The sequence below is a fragment of the Nocardia sp. JW2 genome (assembly GCF_051843015.1).
Lineage (GTDB): Bacteria > Actinomycetota > Actinomycetes > Mycobacteriales > Mycobacteriaceae > Nocardia > Nocardia coubleae.
Map to the genome: position 1 here is coordinate 63,399 of NZ_JBPXLK010000021.1, position 19,640 is coordinate 83,038.

General features: G+C 68.7%; 16 protein-coding genes. 14 read left to right on the top strand and 2 right to left on the bottom strand.

Annotated elements, in window-relative coordinates; all coding sequences use genetic code 11:
* Positions 1-2: 2 nt before the first annotated feature.
* Entirely contained in the window at positions 3-2,264 is a 2,262-nt protein-coding gene (gene recG, locus ACSVDM_RS24405) for an ATP-dependent DNA helicase RecG (RefSeq protein WP_439268181.1), read from the top strand.
* 137 nt (positions 2,265-2,401) lie between these two features.
* Here recG and ACSVDM_RS24410 read toward each other — a convergent pair whose 3' ends face one another.
* Entirely contained in the window at positions 2,402-3,826 is a 1,425-nt protein-coding gene (locus ACSVDM_RS24410; protein ID WP_084456592.1) for a short-chain fatty acyl-CoA regulator family protein, read from the bottom strand.
* A gap of 272 nt (positions 3,827-4,098) precedes the next feature.
* Here ACSVDM_RS24410 and ACSVDM_RS24415 point away from each other — a divergent pair, with 272 nt between their 5' ends.
* The 3 genes from ACSVDM_RS24415 to coaD are packed head-to-tail and all read left to right on the top strand — an operon-like array spanning position 4,099 to position 8,549.
* Positions 4,099-7,497: a pyruvate carboxylase gene (locus ACSVDM_RS24415; RefSeq protein WP_439268183.1), complete on the top strand. Its 3,399-nt coding sequence runs from the start codon at positions 4,099-4,101 to the stop codon at positions 7,495-7,497.
* On the top strand, positions 7,494-8,057 hold the full coding sequence (gene rsmD / locus ACSVDM_RS24420) for a 16S rRNA (guanine(966)-N(2))-methyltransferase RsmD (protein WP_439268185.1): 564 nt from the start codon (positions 7,494-7,496) through the stop codon (positions 8,055-8,057). The genes ACSVDM_RS24415 and rsmD overlap by 4 nt, the downstream gene beginning before the upstream one ends.
* Before the next feature lie 3 nt (positions 8,058-8,060).
* Entirely contained in the window at positions 8,061-8,549 is a 489-nt protein-coding gene (gene coaD / locus ACSVDM_RS24425) for a pantetheine-phosphate adenylyltransferase (RefSeq protein WP_067493370.1), read from the top strand.
* Here coaD and ACSVDM_RS24430 read toward each other — a convergent pair.
* On the bottom strand, positions 8,546-9,061 hold the full coding sequence (locus ACSVDM_RS24430) for a GtrA family protein (protein WP_439268188.1): 516 nt from the start codon (positions 9,059-9,061) through the stop codon (positions 8,546-8,548). The two genes, coaD and ACSVDM_RS24430, sit on opposite strands and share 4 nt — an antisense overlap.
* A gap of 207 nt (positions 9,062-9,268) precedes the next feature.
* On the opposite strand from ACSVDM_RS24430, the gene ACSVDM_RS24435 reads away from it, so the two are divergent.
* The 10 genes from ACSVDM_RS24435 (at position 9,269) to ACSVDM_RS24480 (ending at position 19,618) form a co-directional block, all read left to right on the top strand.
* Positions 9,269-10,042, top strand: coding sequence for a DivIVA domain-containing protein (locus tag ACSVDM_RS24435; protein ID WP_439268190.1), 774 nt, complete (start codon positions 9,269-9,271; stop codon positions 10,040-10,042).
* Between the two features lie 76 nt (positions 10,043-10,118).
* On the top strand, positions 10,119-10,805 hold the full coding sequence (locus tag ACSVDM_RS24440) for a YceD family protein (protein WP_067493375.1): 687 nt from the start codon (positions 10,119-10,121) through the stop codon (positions 10,803-10,805).
* 2 nt (positions 10,806-10,807) lie between these two features.
* Positions 10,808-10,990 carry a 50S ribosomal protein L32 gene (rpmF, locus tag ACSVDM_RS24445; RefSeq protein ID WP_022565580.1) on the top strand — a complete coding sequence of 61 codons (183 nt, stop codon included), beginning with the start codon at positions 10,808-10,810 and terminating at the stop codon, positions 10,988-10,990.
* A 22-nt stretch (positions 10,991-11,012) separates the two neighbouring features.
* Positions 11,013-11,732 (top strand): ribonuclease III, encoded by a 720-nt coding sequence (rnc, locus tag ACSVDM_RS24450; RefSeq protein ID WP_225279164.1) that lies wholly within the window; start codon positions 11,013-11,015, stop codon positions 11,730-11,732.
* 1 nt (position 11,733) lies between these two features.
* Complete coding sequence (mutM, locus tag ACSVDM_RS24455) at positions 11,734-12,642, top strand: bifunctional DNA-formamidopyrimidine glycosylase/DNA-(apurinic or apyrimidinic site) lyase (RefSeq protein WP_439268193.1); 909 nt, start codon at positions 11,734-11,736, stop codon at positions 12,640-12,642.
* A gap of 61 nt (positions 12,643-12,703) precedes the next feature.
* Positions 12,704-13,285, top strand: a complete 582-nt coding sequence (locus ACSVDM_RS24460; protein WP_439268195.1) for a dihydrofolate reductase family protein — start codon at positions 12,704-12,706, stop codon at positions 13,283-13,285.
* 2 nt (positions 13,286-13,287) lie between these two features.
* On the top strand, positions 13,288-14,316 hold the full coding sequence (locus ACSVDM_RS24465; RefSeq protein ID WP_439268197.1) for a PHP domain-containing protein: 1,029 nt from the start codon (positions 13,288-13,290) through the stop codon (positions 14,314-14,316).
* Between the two features lie 86 nt (positions 14,317-14,402).
* Complete coding sequence (locus tag ACSVDM_RS24470; RefSeq protein WP_439268199.1) at positions 14,403-15,947, top strand: substrate-binding domain-containing protein; 1,545 nt, start codon at positions 14,403-14,405, stop codon at positions 15,945-15,947.
* 372 nt (positions 15,948-16,319) lie between these two features.
* On the top strand, positions 16,320-17,483 hold the full coding sequence (locus ACSVDM_RS24475) for a glycosyltransferase family 4 protein (protein ID WP_067636786.1): 1,164 nt from the start codon (positions 16,320-16,322) through the stop codon (positions 17,481-17,483).
* Complete coding sequence (locus ACSVDM_RS24480; RefSeq protein ID WP_439268201.1) at positions 17,480-19,618, top strand: amylo-alpha-1,6-glucosidase; 2,139 nt, start codon at positions 17,480-17,482, stop codon at positions 19,616-19,618. The genes ACSVDM_RS24475 and ACSVDM_RS24480 overlap by 4 nt, the downstream gene beginning before the upstream one ends.
* Positions 19,619-19,640: the final 22 nt, after the last annotated feature.

A 19,640-nucleotide genomic window follows, 5' to 3' on the forward strand; every position in this document is an offset into this window, starting at 1 on the left:
CGATGACGACACTGAGCGACCGGCTCGACCACGTACTCGGCGTGAAGGCCGCCGACCGCCTGGCCGAAGCCTTCGATATGACCACCGTCGAAGACCTGCTGCGCCACTACCCGGCGCGCTACGCCACCCAGGGACAGCCGCTGACGGAGGAGGAACCGGAAGAGGGCGCCCACATCACCGTCATCGGCCGGATCACGAAAACCGAACTGCGCCCGATGAAGAACCGTCGCGGCTCGCTGCTGAAGGTGCAGCTCGACACCGGCGCCACCCGGCCGATCGAGGCCACTTTCTTCAACGGTGACAAGGTCCGTTACCTGGTGAAAGACGGTGTGCGGGCGATGATGTCGGGCACCGTGCACTGGTGGCGTCCCGACCGCTGGAACCTCTCGCACCCCGACTACTTGATCCTGCCCGACAAGGCCGAGGCGGGCGTGGAGCAGCTCACGTCGGTGCGCGGCAGCGGTGCGTTGCGTGGGCTGGCCCAGAGCGCCAAAGGTGCCGGGGGAGTGGATGCTTCGTTCTTCGAGCGCGAGTTCGTCCCGGTGTATCCGGCGACGGCGAAGGTGCAGAGCTGGGATCTGCTGGCCTGTATCCGGCAGGTCCTCGACCAGCTCGACCCGATCGACGACCCGCTCCCGGCGGAGCTGCGCGAGGAACGCAACCTGCTCGAGGTGTCGGACGCGCTTCGCCTGATCCACCTGCCCGAACACAAGCTCGATATCGAGCGAGCAAGGGACCGTTTACGTTTCGACGAGGCACTCGCCCTGCAGTTGGTGCTGGCCGAACGTCGGCACGAGGTGGAGGGCCGCACCGCGCCCGCCTGCCCGCCCCGCACCGACGGCATCGCCGCCGACTTCGATGAACGACTGCCCTTCGAACTCACCGAAGGCCAGCGGCAGGTGATCGACGAGATCTCCGACGACATGTCGCGCACCCGCCCCATGCATCGCCTGCTGCAGGGCGAGGTGGGTTCGGGCAAGACGATCGTCGCCCTGCACGCCATGCTCCAAGCGGTGGACGCCGGTCGCCAGTGCGCCCTGCTCGCTCCGACGGAAGTTCTTGCCGCACAGCACTACCGGTCGCTGCGGGCGATGCTCGGCGATCTCGGCACCGCAGGCGAACTCGGCGCGGCCGAGAATTCCACCAAGGTGGTGTTGCTCACCGGCTCCATGTCGGCGGCGGCGAAGAAATCCGCGCTGCTCGACGCGGTGACCGGTGAGGCGGGGATCGTCATCGGCACCCATGCCCTCATCCAGGACGCGGTCGAGTTCTTCGACCTCGGTCTCGTGGTGGTCGACGAACAGCACCGTTTCGGCGTGGAGCAGCGAGACGCGCTGCGCGCCAAGGCCAAAGGCGGCGTGAGTCCGCATCTGCTCGTCATGACCGCCACCCCCATCCCACGCACGATCGCGATGACGACCCTCGGTGATCTGGAAACCTCCACGCTCACCCAGTTGCCCAAGGGCCGTTCGCCGATCACCTCGAAAGTCGTCGCGCGCAAACTGCATCCCGCCTGGGTCGAGCGGGCATGGGAACGCATCGTGGAAGAGGTCGGCCAGGGCAGGCAGGCCTATGTGGTGTGCTCGCGCATCGGCGAGGACCCGGACGCGCCACCGGCCAAGGGGAAGAAGGCCGAAGAGAAGGAGGGCCCGACTACCCAGGCCGCGGTCGACATGTACGAGACGCTGAGTACCGGCCCGCTCGCGGGTGTGCGCGTGGGACTGCTGCACGGACGGTTGCCGTCCGACGAGAAAGACCACGTGATGCGCCAGTTCAACGACGGCGCGATCGACGTGCTGGTGTGCACCACCGTCGTCGAGGTCGGTGTCGACGTGCCGAACGCCACCGTGATGGTGATCGTCGACGCCGACCGGTTCGGCGTGAGCCAACTGCACCAGCTGCGCGGGCGCATCGGCCGCGGCAAACACCCCGGCCTGTGCCTGCTTGTCACCGATGCCGCACCCGGCGGCACCGCGATGGCCCGGTTGGAAGCGGTCGCCGCCACCACCGACGGCTTCGAACTGTCGGTACTGGACCTGCGTCAGCGCCGGGAGGGCGACGTACTCGGCTCGGCCCAGTCCGGCACCGCGCGCTCGCTGCGCCTGCTCTCCCTGCTCGACGACCTCGAGGTCATCACCGCCGCCCAGGACCTGGCCCGCCGGATCGTCGCCGAGGACCCGGGCTTGGAGAAACACCCAGGCCTGGCGGGAATGATGAACGCCGCTGTCGACGGCGAACGACTCGAGTACCTCGCCAAGTCTTAGGAGTTCTCGAGAGGACCGCACGGTTTGCCCGGCGCCCCCGCACAGACGCCCGGCGCGGGCGATGTCGCGAAACCGCCCGCACGCCTACCCGCCGCCGAGGTTCGGCGCAGGGGTCGACCGGCGCGCCCGCCCAGGGTTCACCGCGGCAGACGCGGGTACGGCAGGTCGGTCGCCGTGTGCTCGGCGACCGCCAGCGGCCGGCCGATCTGCGGGAACGCCCGCTGCGGGCAGGCGGGCCGCTCGCACACCTTGCACCCGGCCCCGATCGGCACGGCGATATTCGGGTCGTCCACCTGCATCCCCTGCGAGTACACCAGCCGGTCGGCGTACTCGATATCGCACCCGAGCGCGACGACGAAGTTCTTCGCCGCGGTGCCGTATCCCTGCGCCGTGGCGGGTGTGGTGCGCGCGATCCACAGGTAGCGACGCCCGTCGGGCATCTCCGCGACCTGGGTGAGGATGCGTCCCGGGTGGGCGAAGGCCTCGTGGGTGACCCACAGTGGGCAGTTGCCGCCGACGCGGGAGAAGTGGAAAGCCGTGGCGGACTGCCGTTTCGAGATGTTGCCCGCACGGTCGGTGCGTACCAGGAAGAACGGCACCCCGCGCTGCCCCTGTCGTTGCAGCGTCGCCAGCCGGTGGCACACCGTTTCGAACCCCACTTCGAACCGCAACCCGAGCAGGTCGACGTCGTAGCGCAGTTCCTCGGCCGACCGCAGGAACCGCCCGTAGGGCAGGATCAGCGCCCCGGCGAAGTAGTTGGCCAGCCCCACCCGCGCCAGCGTGCGCGACTCCCCGACCAGCGCCCGGGATTCGGCGAGCACATTGTCGATCTCGCGGCCGTAGAGCAGCAGGCCGAGAGTGGACGCGATCTGGAACGCGCGCTGCCCGGGCCGCAGCCGCCTGGCCAGGGTGAGCGTGCGCGTATCCGGGTCGTAGTGGCGTTTTGGGATGGACGGGTCGGCGCCGTCGCCTCGCACGAGCACGGTGACGCCCGCCCGTTCCTCGGCGATCCGCGCCAGCTGCCGGTCAAGCGAACCGATGCTCAGCCCTGATTCCTCGAACAGCTGCTCGGCGGCGTGATCGAGGGTGGCGATGTGGTTGCGGTGGTCGTAGAAGAAGTCCCGGACATCCTCGTAGGGCAGCGGTGTGCCCGGCGCGCCGGTCGGGGTGTCGACGCGGGAGGAGAGCAGATCGAGCTGATCGGTGGCCGCGCGCAGCCGCCGGTGCATGGCGATGACGATCCGCGCCACCTCCGGCAGCCGGGTGGCCAGCTCCTCCACCTCGGTGATCGGTGCGGTGTCGCCGCCGCCCGCCGCCTCGACGAGCACCTCGTGCAGGTCCGAGACCAGCCGCGCGTCGGAATCGGCGGCGAAGAACTGCACGTCCAGGTCGAAGGTCGAATTCAGTTTCAGCAGAACGGGAATGGTGAGCGGACGCTGATCGCGCTCGAGCTGGTTGAGGTAACTCGGCGAGAGATCGAGCGATTTGGCCAGCGCGGCCTGGGTCATCCGTCGTTCTTCGCGTAGCCGTCGAAGTCTGGCCCCCGCGTACATCTTCCGCACGCCAGGATCCTAGCGCCGCTGGTTCGCAATGTTCGCTGAAAGTGTGGAATGCCCTAGGAGAAGTGCAGTCCCGCAAGGGATTCTGCCCTGGATTACTCGTGCGTAACATGCGAAGCGATCGTGGGCGCCGATCGCACCGGAGCCGGCGCGCGGTGGTGAGATGTGACGGCCGCGTAACCGCCGGTTCGCAGGTGGGCGGGGGCGGCGGTGAAGAATGCTGCGAACCCACCTTGCGTGCCGGACGGGTCGATGCGGCCGGGTACCGTGGTCCAATGTTCTCGAAAGTCTTGGTCGCCAATCGCGGCGAGATCGCTATCCGTGCCTTCCGCGCGGCCTACGAACTCGGCATCGGAACGGTCGCGGTCTTCCCGCACGAGGACCGCAACTCCGTCCACCGGCTGAAGGCGGCCGAGTCGTATCAGATCGGCGAGGAGGGGCACCCGGTCCGGGCGTACCTCTCGATCGAGGCGATCATCGACGCGGCCAAGAGCGCGGGCGCCGACGCCATCTACCCCGGCTACGGATTCCTGTCGGAGAACCCCGACCTCGCCGCGGCCTGCGCACGCGAGGGCATCACCTTCATCGGCCCGTCGGCGCAGGTCCTGGAGATGGCGGGCAACAAGGCGACCGCGATCGAGGCCGCCCGGGCCGCCGGTCTGCCGGTGCTGAAGTCGAGCGAACCGAGTGCCGACATCGACGAGCTGCTCGCCGCATCCGAGCAGCTCGAGTACCCGATCTTCGTCAAGGCGGTGGCCGGTGGTGGCGGGCGCGGCATGCGCCGGGTCGCCGCGCCGGAGCAGCTGCGCGAGTCGATCGAGGCGGCCTCGCGCGAGGCCGAGTCGGCTTTCGGCGACCCCACGGTATTCCTCGAGCAGGCGGTGGTGAACCCCCGTCACATCGAGGTGCAGATCCTGGCCGACCAGCACGGCAATGTGATGCACCTGTTCGAGCGCGACTGCTCGCTGCAGCGCCGCCACCAGAAGGTCATCGAGCTCGCGCCCGCCCCGAACCTCGACCCGGCGCTGCGCGAGCGGATCTGCGCCGACGCCGTCGCCTTCGCCCGCCAGATCGGGTACAGCAACGCGGGCACCGTCGAGTTCCTGCTCGACGAGCGCGGCAACCACGTGTTCATCGAGATGAACCCGCGCATCCAGGTGGAGCACACGGTGACCGAGGAGATCACCGATGTCGACCTGGTGCAGTCGCAGTTGCGCATCGCCGCCGGGGAAACCCTCGCCGACCTGGGCCTGAGCCAGGACAAGGTGGCGATCCGCGGCGCCGCGCTGCAGTGCCGCATCACCACCGAGGACCCGGCCAACGGTTTCCGTCCCGACACCGGGCGCATCACCGCCTACCGCACGCCCGGCGGCGCGGGTATCCGTCTCGACGGCGGCGCGAACCTGGGCGCGGAGATCGGCGCCTACTTCGACTCCATGCTGGTCAAGCTCACCTGCCGTGGCCGCGACCTGCCCGCGGCCGCCGCTCGTGCCCGCCGCGCGCTGGCCGAGTTCCGCATCCGTGGCGTGACGACCAATATCCCGTTCCTGCTGTCGGTGCTCGACGATCCCGACTTCCAGGCGGGCCGGGTGACCACCTCGTTCATCGACGAGCGCCCCGAACTGCTCACCTCGCGCGGGTCGGCCGACCGTGGCACCAAGATCCTGACCTACCTGGCCGATGTCACCGTCAACAAGCCCAACGGTGACCGCCCGACCACGGTGTACCCCTACGACAAGCTGCCCGCCGTCGACCTGACGGTGCCGCCGCCGGACGGTTCGCGCCAGCGTCTGCTCGCCCTCGGACCGGAAGGTTTCGCGCAGGCCCTGCGCGAGCAGAAGGCCGTCGGCGTCACCGACACCACCTTCCGCGACGCGCATCAGTCGCTGCTCGCCACCCGGGTGCGCACCAACGGCCTGCTCGGTGTGGCGGGCCACGTCGCCCGGCTCACCCCCGAGCTGCTGTCGATCGAGGCGTGGGGCGGCGCGACTTACGATGTGGCGCTTCGCTTCCTGCACGAGGATCCGTGGGAGCGCCTCGCCGCGCTGCGCGAGGCGGTGCCGAACATCTGTCTGCAGATGCTGCTGCGCGGCCGCAACACCGTCGGCTACACGCCGTACCCGGAGCAGGTGACGCGGGCGTTCGTGTCCGAGGCCGCCACCACCGGCATCGACATCTTCCGCATCTTCGACGCCCTCAACAATGTCGACCAGATGCGCCCGGCCATCGACGCGGTCCGCGAGACCGGCACCTCGATCGCCGAGGTCGCCATGTCCTACACCGGCGACCTGCTCAACCCCGACGAGCAGCTCTACACGCTCGACTACTACCTGAAGCTGGCCGAGCAGATCGTCGACGCGGGCGCCCACGTGCTGGCCATCAAGGACATGGCCGGTCTGCTGCGCGCACCGGCGGCCGCGAAGCTGGTCACCGCGCTGCGCAGCAACTTCGATCTGCCCGTGCACGTGCACACCCACGACACTCCCGGCGGTCAGCTCGCCACCTACCTCGCCGCCTGGCAGGCCGGTGCCGACGCGGTCGACGGTGCGAGCGCCGCGATGGCGGGTACCACGTCGCAGCCCGCGCTGTCGGCGATCGTCGCCGCGGCCGCGCACACCGAGCGTGATACCGGCCTGAACCTGCAGAACGTGTGCGATCTCGAGCCGTACTGGGAGGCGCTGCGCAAGGTGTACGCGCCGTTCGAGTCGGGGCTGCCCGCACCGACCGGGCGCGTGTACACCCACGAGATCCCCGGCGGTCAGCTGTCGAACCTGCGTCAGCAGGCGATCGCGCTCGGCCTCGGTGACCGGTTCGAGGAGGTCGAGGCCAAGTACGCGGCGGCCGACCGGCTGCTGGGCCGTCTCATCAAGGTGACGCCGTCGTCGAAGGTCGTCGGCGACCTGGCCCTCGCCCTGGTCGGTTCCGGCGTCGACATCGAGGACTTCGCCGCCGACCCCGGCCGCTACGACATCCCGGACTCGGTGATCGGGTTCCTGCGCGGCGAACTCGGCGAACCGGCCGGTGGCTGGCCCGAACCGTTCCGCAGCAAGGCCCTGGCCGGCCGCAGCGAACCCAAGCCGGAAACCCCGCTCACCCCGGCCGATCAGGCCGGGCTCGACGGCACCTCCGAAGAACGGCGCGCCACCCTCAACCGGCTGCTGTTCCCCGGCCCGACCGCCGAGTTCCTGGCCCACCGCGACAAGTACGGCGACACCACCGGCCTGTCGGAGAACCAGTTCTTCTACGGTCTGCGCCGCGGCGAGGAGCACCGGGTGCAGCTGGAGAAGGGCGTCACCCTGCTCATCGGCCTGGAAGCCATCTCCGAGCCGGACGAGAAGGGCATGCGCACGGTCATGTGCATCATGAACGGGCAGCTGCGCCCGATCGCGGTGCGCGACCGGTCGGTCGCCTCCGAGGTGCCTGCCGCCGAGAAGGCCGACAAGAACAACCCCGGTCACATCGCGGCACCGTTCGCCGGTGTAGTGACTCTCGCGGTGACCGAGGGCGACACCATCAACGCCGGTGACACCGTCGGCACCATCGAGGCCATGAAGATGGAAGCGGCCATCACCGCGCCGCGCGCCGGTGTGGTCCGGCGCATCGCCACCGCCAAGGTGCAGCAGGTCGAAGGTGGGGATCTGCTGGTGGAACTGGCCGCGCGCGAGTCGGAATGACCCGCATCATCGCCGGTGTGGCCGGCGGGCGGCGCCTCGCGGTGCCGCCCGCCGGTACCCGGCCCACCTCCGACCGGGTGCGTGAGGCGTTGTTCAGCGCGATCGACGCCCGGCTCGATCTCGACGGCGCACGGGTACTCGACCTGTACGCCGGATCGGGCGCGCTCGGGCTCGAAGCGCTCTCGCGCGGCGCGACCCAGGCGCTACTGATCGAGGCCGATCGCAAGGCGGGCGCGGTGGTGCGCGCCAATATCGCCGAGCTGAACCTGCCCGGCGCCGAACTGCGGCTCGGCAGCGTCGCCTCGGTACTGGCGCGTCCCGCTCCCGTGGCGTACGACGTCGTGTTCTCCGACCCGCCTTACGACGTGAGCACCGACGACGTCACCGCCGACCTGCGGGCCCTCGCCGAACACGGCTGGCTCGCCCCCGAGGCGCTCGTGGTGGTGGAACGTTCCATCCGATCACCCGAAATCACCTGGCCCGCAGGGTATTCGGTGCTGAAGGCACGTAAATACGGGGAGACGAGGATCGAGCTCGCCGAGTTCGGTGCTAGCGTCTGAGCTATGGCTGCAGCAGCACTGTGCCCCGGTTCCTTCGACCCGGTCACCAACGGTCACCTCGACGTGTTCACCCGCGCCGCCGCGCAATTCGACGAGGTCATCGTCACCGTGATGGTGAACCCCAAGAAGCAGGGCATGTTCACCGTCGAGGAGCGCATGGAACTACTGCGCGAATCGGTGGCGCACCTGCCCAACGTCCGCGTCGCATCGTGGCAGGGGCTCACCGTCGACTTCGCCAAGCAGGAGGGCGTCACAGCGATCGTGAAGGGTCTGCGCGACGCGGGCGACTTCGGCTACGAACTGCAGATGGCCCAGATGAACCACAAACTGGCGGGCGTCGACACCTTCTTCATCGCCACCAACCCGTCACTGAGCTTCCTGTCCAGCTCTCTGGTGAAGGAAGTAGCGGCCTACGGCGGCGACGTCACCGACATGCTCCCCCCGGCCGTCCACAAGCGCCTCCTCGACCGCCTGGCCGAGCGGCGCGGCTAGAAGACGAAGCCGCGCAGCGCCAGGAAGCGCAGACCGCCGACGGCGGCGGTGATGGTGAGCACGGCCAGCGCCTGCGCGACATCGCCGAGACCGGGGGCCCAGACACCGAGCGCGCCGAGGCTCGCCGTCGTGATGACCAGCCCGAGCAGGGCGAGCCCGCCACCTTCCCACTGCGCGGTGAACCAGCCGACGCGATCGGCGGCGTGGAAGGTGAGCTGACGGTGCAGTTCGTTGGCGATCACGGTGCTCACGATCGAGCCGACCACATTGGCCACCAGCGGGCCCGTGCCGATCATCGTGAAGAACAGCAGCACGTAGGCGATATTGCTGGCGCCGCCGACCAGGGCGAAGCGGATGAGCTGGGGGAAAGCGCGGTCGCCGCGCAGGTACTCGAGGGCGCGGTCGAGCCGGGGGTGGGCCGCGGGTGCGGCGGGCATCGTCGTGGGGTACGGGGCGAACCAGGGTGTGAAAACGCTCGTCACCGGATACTTCGGTGTTTCCAGGACGGTCATGATCGCTCCGATCGCGGTACAGGCGTCGACGCCGTTGTCGTGCCCTTCGATCGTAGCGAAGTGGAGGGTTGCACTCCACTTGATATTCGTGCGATCTCGGACACTGTCGCGACACACCGCGCCGACATTCGGCACACCGGCCGATCACGGGCAGACTGGGCACGGCGGTAGCCGTTTTCGCCGTGAGTCCGCAGGAGGGTAGTGAGCATGTATCGCGTATTCGAAGCACTCGACGAGCTCGTCGCCATCGTCGAGGAGGCGCGCGGCATCCCGCCGACCCGCAGCTGCATCGTGCCCCGAGGTGACGTCCTCGAGCTCCTCGACGACGTCCGTGACGCCCTGCCCGGCGAACTCGACGACGCCCAGGACGTGCTCGACCACCGCGACAAGATCGTCGGCGACGCCCGCGCGGGCGCCGAGACCACCATCACCTCCGCCAACGAGCAGGCCCGAACCACCGTCGAGGACGCCCGCGCCGAGGCCGACCGGATCCTGGCCGACGCCAAGGCCCACGCCGACCGCATGGTCGCCGAGGCCACCGCGCACGCCGACCGGCTCGTCGCCGCCGCCCAGGCCGAAGCCGACCAGGTGGTCGCCGACGGCAACGCCGAATACGACGAACTCACCGGCCGCGCCCAGATCGACGCCGACCGCGCCATCGAGGCGGGCAAGGCCTCCTACGAACGCTCGGTCGCCGACGGTGAGGCCGAGCAGGCCCGGCTGATCTCGCAGACCGAGGTCGTGCGGGCCGCGCACGCCGAGTCCGCGCGCCTGATCGACGAGGCGCAGGCCGAGTCCGACCGGGTCCGCGCCGAATGCGACGAATACGTCGATCAGCGGATGGCCGAATTCGACGGCAAACTCGCCGCACTCGAGGAGACGCTCACCACCACCCGGCGCACGATCACCCGGGGCCGCAGGCACATGCGCGGCGCTCCGGCGCCCGACTATCCCGAATACGCCGCCGAGCACCGCCGGTGACGTTTTGAATTCGGACGGGGTCCTGCATTACTGTTGAGTGGTTGCCCACGATCCCCTCAGCAGAAGTGAGTTTGTGATGTCCGCCCGTTCCGGTTCGCCTTCGCGTCCGCACAAGACCAGCAACGGTCCTGTGTCCGACGCGGGTTTCGTGCTGGATGTCCGCAATCTCGGCCGTCGGCCGGGAACCATGCGGGAGGTGCGGCGCACCGCCACCGAGCACGAGCGGATGGGTCTCGACCTGATCGCCATCCCGGCCGACGCCGAGGTGGACCTGGACCTGCAGTTGCAGGCCGTCTCGGAGGGCGTGCTGGTCACCGGCACGGTGTCCGGGCCGACGGTCGGGGAGTGCTCGCGCTGCCTCGAGCCGTTCGAGGACCGGGTCGAGGTTCGTCTGACGGAACTGTTCGCGTATCCGGACAGCAAGACCGAGCAGACGACCGAGGACGCCGAGGTCTACCGCATGGAAGACGACCTCATCGACCTCGAGCCGGTGATTCTCGACGCCATCGGGCTGGAGCTTCCGCTGCAGCCGCTGTGCACGCCGGACTGCGCGGGCCTGTGCCCCGAATGCGGTGTGCGGATGGCGATTGCCGGTCCCGATCATGGGCATGAGATACTGGATCCCCGCTGGGCCAAGTTGGCATCGTTCGCCACCGAGGCGCCCGGCACCGGCGATCCCGCCGAGGGTTCCACCCCCCAAGACCGATCCGCTCCCGGGGCAGACGACGCCCGTGTGGTCAGCGAAAACCAAGAGGAGAAGTAGCCGTGGCTGTTCCCAAGCGCCGGATGTCCCGTTCCAACACCCGGTCGCGGCGCAGCCAGTGGAAGGCCGTCGCGCCGACCCTGGTGACCTGCCCGAACCGTGCCTGCGGTGAGAAGACCCTCCCGCACATCGCGTGCCCGTCCTGCGGTACCTACAAGGGCCGCCAGGTCACCGCTGCTGTCTGATCGTCCGATCAAACGTAGCGACGTGACCGATCACGCCAGTCTCCTCGCCGCCCTCGGTGTCGACGTACGACCGGAGCTTCTGCGCCTCGCGCTGACGCACCGGTCGTACGCGTACGAGAACGGTGGCCTGCCGACCAACGAGCGCCTGGAATTCCTCGGCGACTCGGTGCTCGGCCTGAGCATCACCGAACGCCTCTACACCGAGCACCCGGAGAAGTCCGAAGGTGAACTCGCGAAGCTGCGCGCCAGTGTGGTGAATATGCACGCGCTCGCCGAAGTGGCGCGTGGCCTCGGCGACGGCGGACTCGGTCAATACCTGCTGCTCGGCAAGGGCGAAGAGCTCACCGGCGGCCGCGACAAGCCGAGCATCCTCGCCGACGGCATGGAGTCGCTGCTCGGTGCGGTGCACCTCGAGCACGGCATCGAGGTCGCGCGTGGTGTGGTGCTTCGCCTGTTCGCCGATCTCCTCGAGCGCGGTCCACGCATGGGCGCGGGCCTCGACTGGAAGACCAGCTTGCAGGAACTCACCGCCGAACGCGGTCTCGGCGTGCCCGCCTACGAGATCACCTCCACCGGCCCGGATCACAACAAGGAGTTCACCGCCACCACGGTGATCGCCGGGAATCCGTACGGTTCGGGTGTCGGCCGCTCCAAGAAGGAAGCCGAGCAGAAGGCCGCCGGTGCCGCCTACAAGGCGCTCACCGAGAAGACCGCCGCCGCGGACGAAGCCGCCCAAGCCTGACGTGCCGGAACTTCCCGAAGTCGAGGTGGTGCGGCGCGGTCTGGCCGAGCACGCCGTCGGCCGGGTCCTCGAGGACGTGACCGTCACCCATCCGCGTGCTGTGCGCAGGCATGTTGCGGGTCCGGCCGACCTGGCCGCGCAGCTCACCGGGCTGCGCATCGACGCCGCCCACCGTCGCGGCAAGTATCTCTGGCTCACCTTCGACGAGGCCGGGCCGCACCGGACCGGCAGCGGCGACACCACGTCGGCAGCGGCAATGGACCTGGCCCTGGTCGTGCATCTGGGGATGAGCGGTCAGATGCTGGTTCAGCCCGCCGCGGCGCCCGTCGAGAAACACGCCCACATTCGGGCGACCCTCGACGACGGTGCCGAATTGCGGTTCGTCGACCAGCGCACTTTCGGCGGGTGGTCGCTGGCCGGTCTCGTCGAGGTCGACGGCAGCGTCGTCCCCGACACGGTCGCCCACATCGCCCGCGACCCGCTCGATCCGCGTTTCGATCGCGAAGCCGTCGTCGCCGCGATCCGGGCCAAGAACACCGAGATCAAACGGGTGCTGCTCGATCAGACCGTGGTCTCGGGCATCGGGAACATCTATGCCGACGAGGCCCTCTGGAGGGCAGGCTTGCACGGCACCCGCATCGCCGCGAGCCTGACCCGTCCCGCGCTGCGCACCCTGCTCGACGCCGTCACCGCCGTGATGACCGAGGCACTGGCCGTCGGCGGCACCTCCTTCGACGCGCTGTATGTGAACGTGAACGGCGAATCCGGGTATTTCTCCCGGTCACTGGCCGCCTACGGCCGCGAGAACGAACCGTGCGACCGGTGCGGTGCGCTGCTGATCCGTGAGCAGTTCATGAATCGCTCGTCGTTTTCCTGTCCGACGTGTCAGCGGAAGCCGCGTCGGCGCTGATCCGAGCGCGATACCGTTTCACTGACAGATCTGCCGCAGGTGGGGTCCCAGGAGGACGGGTATGCGCAAGCTGACGTATTTCGTGGCATCGACGATCGACGGTTTCATCGCCGCCGAGGATGGGTCGGTGGACTTCTTCCCGGTGGGCGGTGATCATGTGCCCTCGATCATCTCGCAATACCCGGAGACGCTTCCGACCAAGGTGCGCGAGGCGCGCGGGGTCGCGGCGGGCAATATCTACTTCGACACCGTCATCATGGGCCGCAAGGCCCACGACTTCGGAGTGCGCACCGGCACCGCCAGCCCGTACGAGCATCTGCGCCAGTTCGTCGTGTCGACCACGATGCCCGAGCCGCCCGCACCCGGTGTCGAGGTGATCTCGGACGATCCGGTCGCGGCGGTGCGCGATCTCAAAAAGCAAGCAGGCCTGGGTATCTGGCTCTGCGGTGGCGGTGAACTCGCCCAGACCCTGCTGCCCGAGATCGATCAGGTGTTCCTGAAGCTGTATCCGGTGCTGCTCGGCACCGGCAGGCCACTGTTCGGTGGGGGCATGAAACTGCCCGAGCCCGAACGCTTCCGGGTGATCACCAGCCGGGTGTATTCCGACGGTGTCGCCTTCCTCAAGTACGGCCGGATCCGGTAGCGATGACGGGCCTCGATCCGGTTGCCGCCCTGCGCGAGATCGCGTTCTGGCTCGAACGATCGCGCGCCCAGACCCATCGCGTGAAGGCCTACCGGCGGGCCGCCGACGTGGTCGAGGGGTTGTCGGAGGTCGAAAGATCCTCGCGCGCGGCCGAACACAGCTGGCAGGACCTGCCCGGTATCGGACCCAAGACCGCCACGGTCATCGAACAGGCCTGTGCCGGTGAGATCCCCGCCTACCTGGCCGACCTGCGCACGGCCGCCGAACCCATCGGCCCCGCGGGCGAACCCCTGCGCACCGTGCTGCGCGGTGACCTGCACACCCACTCGGACTGGTCCGACGGCGGCAGCCCGATCGGCGAGATGATGCGCATGGCCGCCGCACTCGGCCACGAGTACTGCGCACTCACCGACCACTCCCCGCGATTGAAAGTCGCCAACGGGTTGTCGGCCGAACGGTTGCTTCGTCAGCTCGACGTGATCGCCGAACTCAACGACGAACTCGCCCCCTTCCGCATCCTCACCGGCATCGAGGTCGACATCCTCGACGACGGCACCCTCGACCAGCGCGCCGACCTGCTCGAACGGCTCGACATCGTGGTCGCCAGCGTGCACTCGCACCTGCGCGACGACAGCGCGACCATGACCAAACGCATGGTCTACGCCGTTGCCGACCCGAATGTCGACGTGCTCGGCCACTGCACCGGCCGGCTCGTGGAAGGCGGGCGTGGCACCCGCCCCGAATCCCGGTTCGACGCCGAACTCGTCTTCGAGGCCTGTCGCAAGTACGGCACGGCCGTGGAGATCAACAGCCGCCCCGAACGCCGCGACCCGCCCGGTCGGCTGATCGACCTCGCCGTCGAGGTCGGCTGCTACTTCAGCATCGACACCGACGCCCACGCACCGGGCCAGTTGTCCTGGCAGGGCTACGGATGCGAACGCGCCGTCGCGCACGGGGTGACGGCGGAGCGGGTCGTCAATACGTGGCCGCTGGACGACCTGCTCGCCTGGACGGCGGAATCCGGTGGGTGAAGGTTTGCCCAACAGCTGATGTCGGCGGCCGGGCAGCGGGTTTCCCTCTGATACAACTCGATTCGGACGAGTGGCGTGGGGGACTGGTGAACTTTCCGATCGAGATCGTGCTGTCGGTGCTCGGCGTGGTCGTCGCGGTCGCGACCTTCCTGCGGCAGTTCGTGTTCCCCGGTTACAAAAGGATCGGCTTCCGGGTGCAGATGGACACCCCGGTGACCGGGCAGATCCAGTTTCCCGCGCCGAGTTCGCCGGGGGAGGTCGATGTCACCGGGGCGTTGCGGAATCTGCAGACAGGGGCGCCCGGCGGCGACGACTTGGAACTGCACAAGTTGTCGCTGGCACTGGTGCGCATCGAGAATGTCGGGTCGCTGCCCATCGAAAAGGACGATTACGCCCTTGCCGACCCCGCGCTTCCGAAAGCCGGTCTGCACCTGACATTTCCGGGCCGTCAGGTGGTCGCGGTCGCGGTCACGGAACTGGATGGCGTCTACGCGGGCAGCCTCGGGCCGGAGTCGGGAATAGGTTGGCGCAACGTCGATGCGGGCGACACGCTCGAAGGCATCGTCGACCTGCCGAAGGCGCCGATCGACCGTAAGGGCCACTACAAGATCCTCGCCGTCCTGAACAACAAACGCGGGCTCGCCGCGTTCGACAAGCCGACGCTGACAGGCCTGCGCGGTAGTGCGCAGCAGGCGAAAACGACGCGCAGCGGCTCGCGATCGTGGCCCTTGATCGCGCTCAGCGTCTTCCTACTGGTCCTCGTCCTGGTCCAGCTCGGCGTCGCCCTGACGCGCACCGACCCACCACCGAGCGACTGCGCGGACGGCAACCTCACCCTCGTCGGCTCCACCGCCATGGAGAAGATGGTCCGCGAGGTCGCCGAAAACTACGAAACGCACTGTTCCGGTGCCGAGTTCACCTTCGATTTCGCCGGTACCAGCGACGGTCTGCGTGTCCTCGACAAGCCGGAGCAAGCACCGAACACCGTCGCCATCGGTGAGGGCCCCAAGCGCGACACCTTCCCCGACCTGTTCGAAACACCGTTCGCGGTGGCGCCGTTCGCCGTCGTCACCCACCCGGACCTCGGCATCGCCGATCTGTCGACCGCGCAGATCCAGCGCCTGTTCCGTGGCGAGATCGACAACTGGCGGATGCTCGGTGGTCCGGATCTGCCCGTGGTGGTGGTGGATCGCCAGCACGGGTCGGGATCGCGGTTCGCCCTCGAAGCCCGGCTGCTCGACTGGCAGCGCCCGCTCTACCATCCCGAATTCTGCGCGGGCAGATCGCGACTGGTGCACTGCGAGGTCGGCTCCACCACGGAGATGGCCGAGGTCGTCGCCGCGACGCCGGGTGCGGTGGGCTATCTCGAGGCGACGACCGTCGGCGAGGGGTTGCGCGCGGTGACCATCGATGGGCAGCCTGCGACCAAAACCCATGTGGCCGACCGCAGCTACCCGTTCTACTCGGTGGAATTCGTCTTCCACGACTACCCGGGCGGCAACATGCCCGCCGGATCGCTCGCCGCGAAATTCGTCGACTATCTGGTCTATGGTGACGGGCGGCTCGTCGTCGCCGAATTCGGCGGCATCGCCTGCCTGGAGTTGGCCAAGCGATCAGAATGCGAACCGTAATCGAAGTGTGCTGGTCGGTCGCTCGATGCGCTACGGCCGCCGGTCGACCGCGGCGCGACTCGGCCGTGACAATTCTCTGTACGGCGTAGACCGGCCGTGACGGCGGAATCTGCTGTCGCGGCAGGGAATCGCGTACAACAAAACCAGCAACATGCTGGTTTACTTTCCGGTAGCGGGGTACGTTCCTTGACGGCCCCTCTGATCAGGCGGGCACCCCAGCGGTGCGCTCCGCGCCTGGCCAGGCCAACCATGCCCCATGGACGGCGGTGAAGCTCTCGGTCTCCACCCCGCCGAGGCGGCCATCTCTTGTTCGCGCAAGTGTTGCGAGGTTGTGTCCCTGGAAGGAAGGTCATGAGTACAGATATGTCGGCAATGTCGCCGACCGGGTTCTCCAGTTCTGATCTCTATTCGATCGAGCACAATGGTGGCCCACTGCGAATTGCGATGGTCGTGCCACCGTATTTCGATGTTCCCCCCAAGGCGTACGGCGGGGTGGAAGCCGTTGTCGCCGAATTGGTCGATTCCCTGTGTGAGCGCGGCCATCACGTCACCCTGTTCGGTGCGGGCGAGGCCGGTACCAAAGCGAATTTCGTCCCGCTGTGGGACCGGATCGTGCCCGAGCGGCTCGGCGACCCGTTCCCGGAGGTGGTTCACGCGCTGCGCGTGCGCCGCGCGATCGAGCGACTGGCCGACACCGAGGGCATCGACCTGGTGCACGACCACACGTTCGCCGGACCGCTCAACGCCCCCGCCTACGCCAATCTCGGCCTGCCGACCGTGGTCACCGTCCACGGCCCCGTCCAGGACGACTGCTACCGCTACTACCGCGAACTCGGCGAGGAGTGCTCGCTGATCGCCATCAGCGATCGGCAGCGCGAGCTGGCGCCGGATCTGGGCTGGGCCGGTCGCGTGCACAACGCGCTCCGCCCGGATCAGTGGCCCTTCCAGCCGGAGAAGGACAACTACGCGCTGTTCCTCGGCCGCTTCTCGATGGACAAGGGCCCGCACCTGGCCCTCGACGCCGCCCACGAGGCCGGTATCCCGCTGATCCTGGCGGGCAAGTGCTCCGAACCGCCGGAAAAGGCCTACTTCGAGGAATACGTGCGCCCCCGGCTCACCGCGGACGATCATGTATTCGGCCTCGCCGACGCGACCGCCAAGCGTAAACTGTTGGCCGGAGCTCGGTGTCTGCTGTTCCCCATTCGCTGGGAGGAGCCGTTCGGCATGGTGATGATCGAGGCAATGGTCTGTGGCACACCGGTTGTCGCCCTGCGCGGCGGCGCGGTGAGCGAGGTGCTGGTCGACGGAGTCACCGCGCGCATCTGCGAGGATCCCGCCGAACTGCCCGCCGCGATCCACGAGGTCGCCACCTACGACCCGGCCGCCTGCCGGGCGCACGTGGAGGCCAACTTCGGCGCCGACACCCTCGGCCGTGGCTACGAACAGGTGTACCGGGAAATTCTGGCGCGCACCACGATCGGATACGGCGGCGCCTTCGCGATGCCGTCCGTCGCGGCGACCACCGGGCGCGCATGAGCCACAGCGACGCGCAGCCGAGCCCGACTCCGCTGAACGCGGGTGAACCGGCCGGGCTCGGCGGCCACGGCGGCAATGTGACCCTGGTCGAGGGCGGCACCTTCTGCCTCTCGGACCGGCTCGGCGACGTGGAGCCGGGCAAACCGCAGGGTTTGTTCTTCCGTGACGCCCGGGTCATCTCGCGCTGGGAACTGCTGGTCGACGGCAAGAAGCCCGAGCCGCTGTCGGTGCTGAGCCCGGAGGCCTTCGCGGCGCGTTTCGTGCTGCGCAGGCCGCCCCAGGCCGGCATGGCCGACAGCACCCTGCTCGTGGTGCGCGACCGGCTCGTCGCCGAGGGCATGCACGAGGTGATCACCCTCGAGAACATGAGCCGCGAAGCCACCGCGGTCGTGCTCGAGGTGCACGTCGACGCCGACTTCGTCGACCTGTTCTCGGTGAAGGAGGGCCGTGCTGGCGGGCGCCGCGCGGAGATGACCACCGCCGACGGCGAACTGCTGCTACACGACCGCGCCGACCTGGCGCGCGGGCTCGCCCTCACCTCGACGGTGGAGCCGATGGTGCTGCCCGGCACCATGATCTGGCGCATCGTCGTGCCCGCGGGCGGTCGCTGGCAGACCGAGATCGCGGCCCTGCCCGCGGGCGCGGCCCAGCGCCCGCCGATGCAGGGTTCGGTGGGCGAACGCTACCGGGCGAGCGAACCGGTGAAGAAGATCCAGGCCTGGCGGGCCACGGCCACCGACATCACCAGCGATTCCCTGATGCTCAACCGGATACTGCGACGCAGCGAAAGCGACCTCGGCGCACTGCAGATCCACAGCGATTCCGGGACCGGCCGGCCGTTCGTCGCGGCGGGCGCGCCCTGGTTCATGACCCTGTTCGGTCGCGACTCCTTGCTCACCGCCTGGATGTCGCTGCCGCTGGAAACCGACCTCGCCCTCGGCACGCTGCAGCAGCTGGCCGAATTGCAGGGCGAGACAGTGGATCCGCTGGTCGAGGAGGAACCGGGCCGCATCATGCACGAGATGCGGCGTGGCCCGGCCGTCGGGCAGGTCCTCGGTGGCCAGATCTACTACGGCACGGTCGACGCCACCCCGCTGTTCGTGATGCTGCTCGCCGAATGTCTGCGCTGGGGCGCCGATCCCGCGTCGATCGCCACCCTGCTACCCGCCGCCGACGCCGCCATCGGCTGGATCACCGACTTCGGTGACCGCGACGACGACGGTTTCGTCGAATACGTGCGCGCCACCGACCGTGGACTCATCAACCAGGGCTGGAAAGACAGCTTCGACGGCATCAATTTCGCGAGCGGCCAGCTCGCGCAGGCGCCGATCGCGCTGTGCGAGGTGCAGGGGTACGTCTACGCGGCGCTGCTGGCGCGCGCCGAACTCGCCGACGCCTTCGACGACGAACCGCTGGCCCGCAAGATGCGCGAACGCGCCGTCGCCTTGCGCACGAAATTCGCCGAGCAGTTCTGGCTACCCCAGTGCGGTTGGTACGCCGTGGCCTTGGACGGCAACAAGCGCCAGGTCGACGCGCTCACCAGCAACGCGGCCCACTGTCTGTGGTCGGGAATCGCCACCGACGAGCACGCCGAGATCCTGATCCGGCACCTGTCCTCGCCGGAGATGGACTCCGGCTTCGGTTTGCGCACACTGGCTGCCAACATGGGTGCCTACAACCCGATGAGCTACCACTGCGGTTCGGTGTGGCCGCACGACACGGCCATCGCGGTGGCCGGGCTCATGCGGTACCAGCACGTGCCGGGCGCGATCGAACTGGCCACCCAGCTCTCGGCCGGGCTGCTCGACGCGGCAGCGGCTTTCGACGGCCGCCTGCCGGAGCTGTTCTGCGGTTTCCCCCGTGGACGCTTCGCCGCACCCGTGCCGTACCCCACCTCCTGCTCCCCGCAGGCCTGGGCCAGCGCCGCGCCGCTGCTGCTCATCCGCTCCTTCGTCGGCATCGACCCGGACGTCCCCGCCAAGACCCTGACGGTTCGTCCGCGCGTGCCCGCCTCGTGGGGCATCGTGCGCCTGGCCGATTTCCGGCTCGGCACCGACACGATCGACATGGAAGTGCGTGGCACCGAGATACTCACCGCGAGCCTGCCCGAGGGTTGGGAGCTGGTGATCGAATAGCGCGGCGATGCGCCGGGAACCC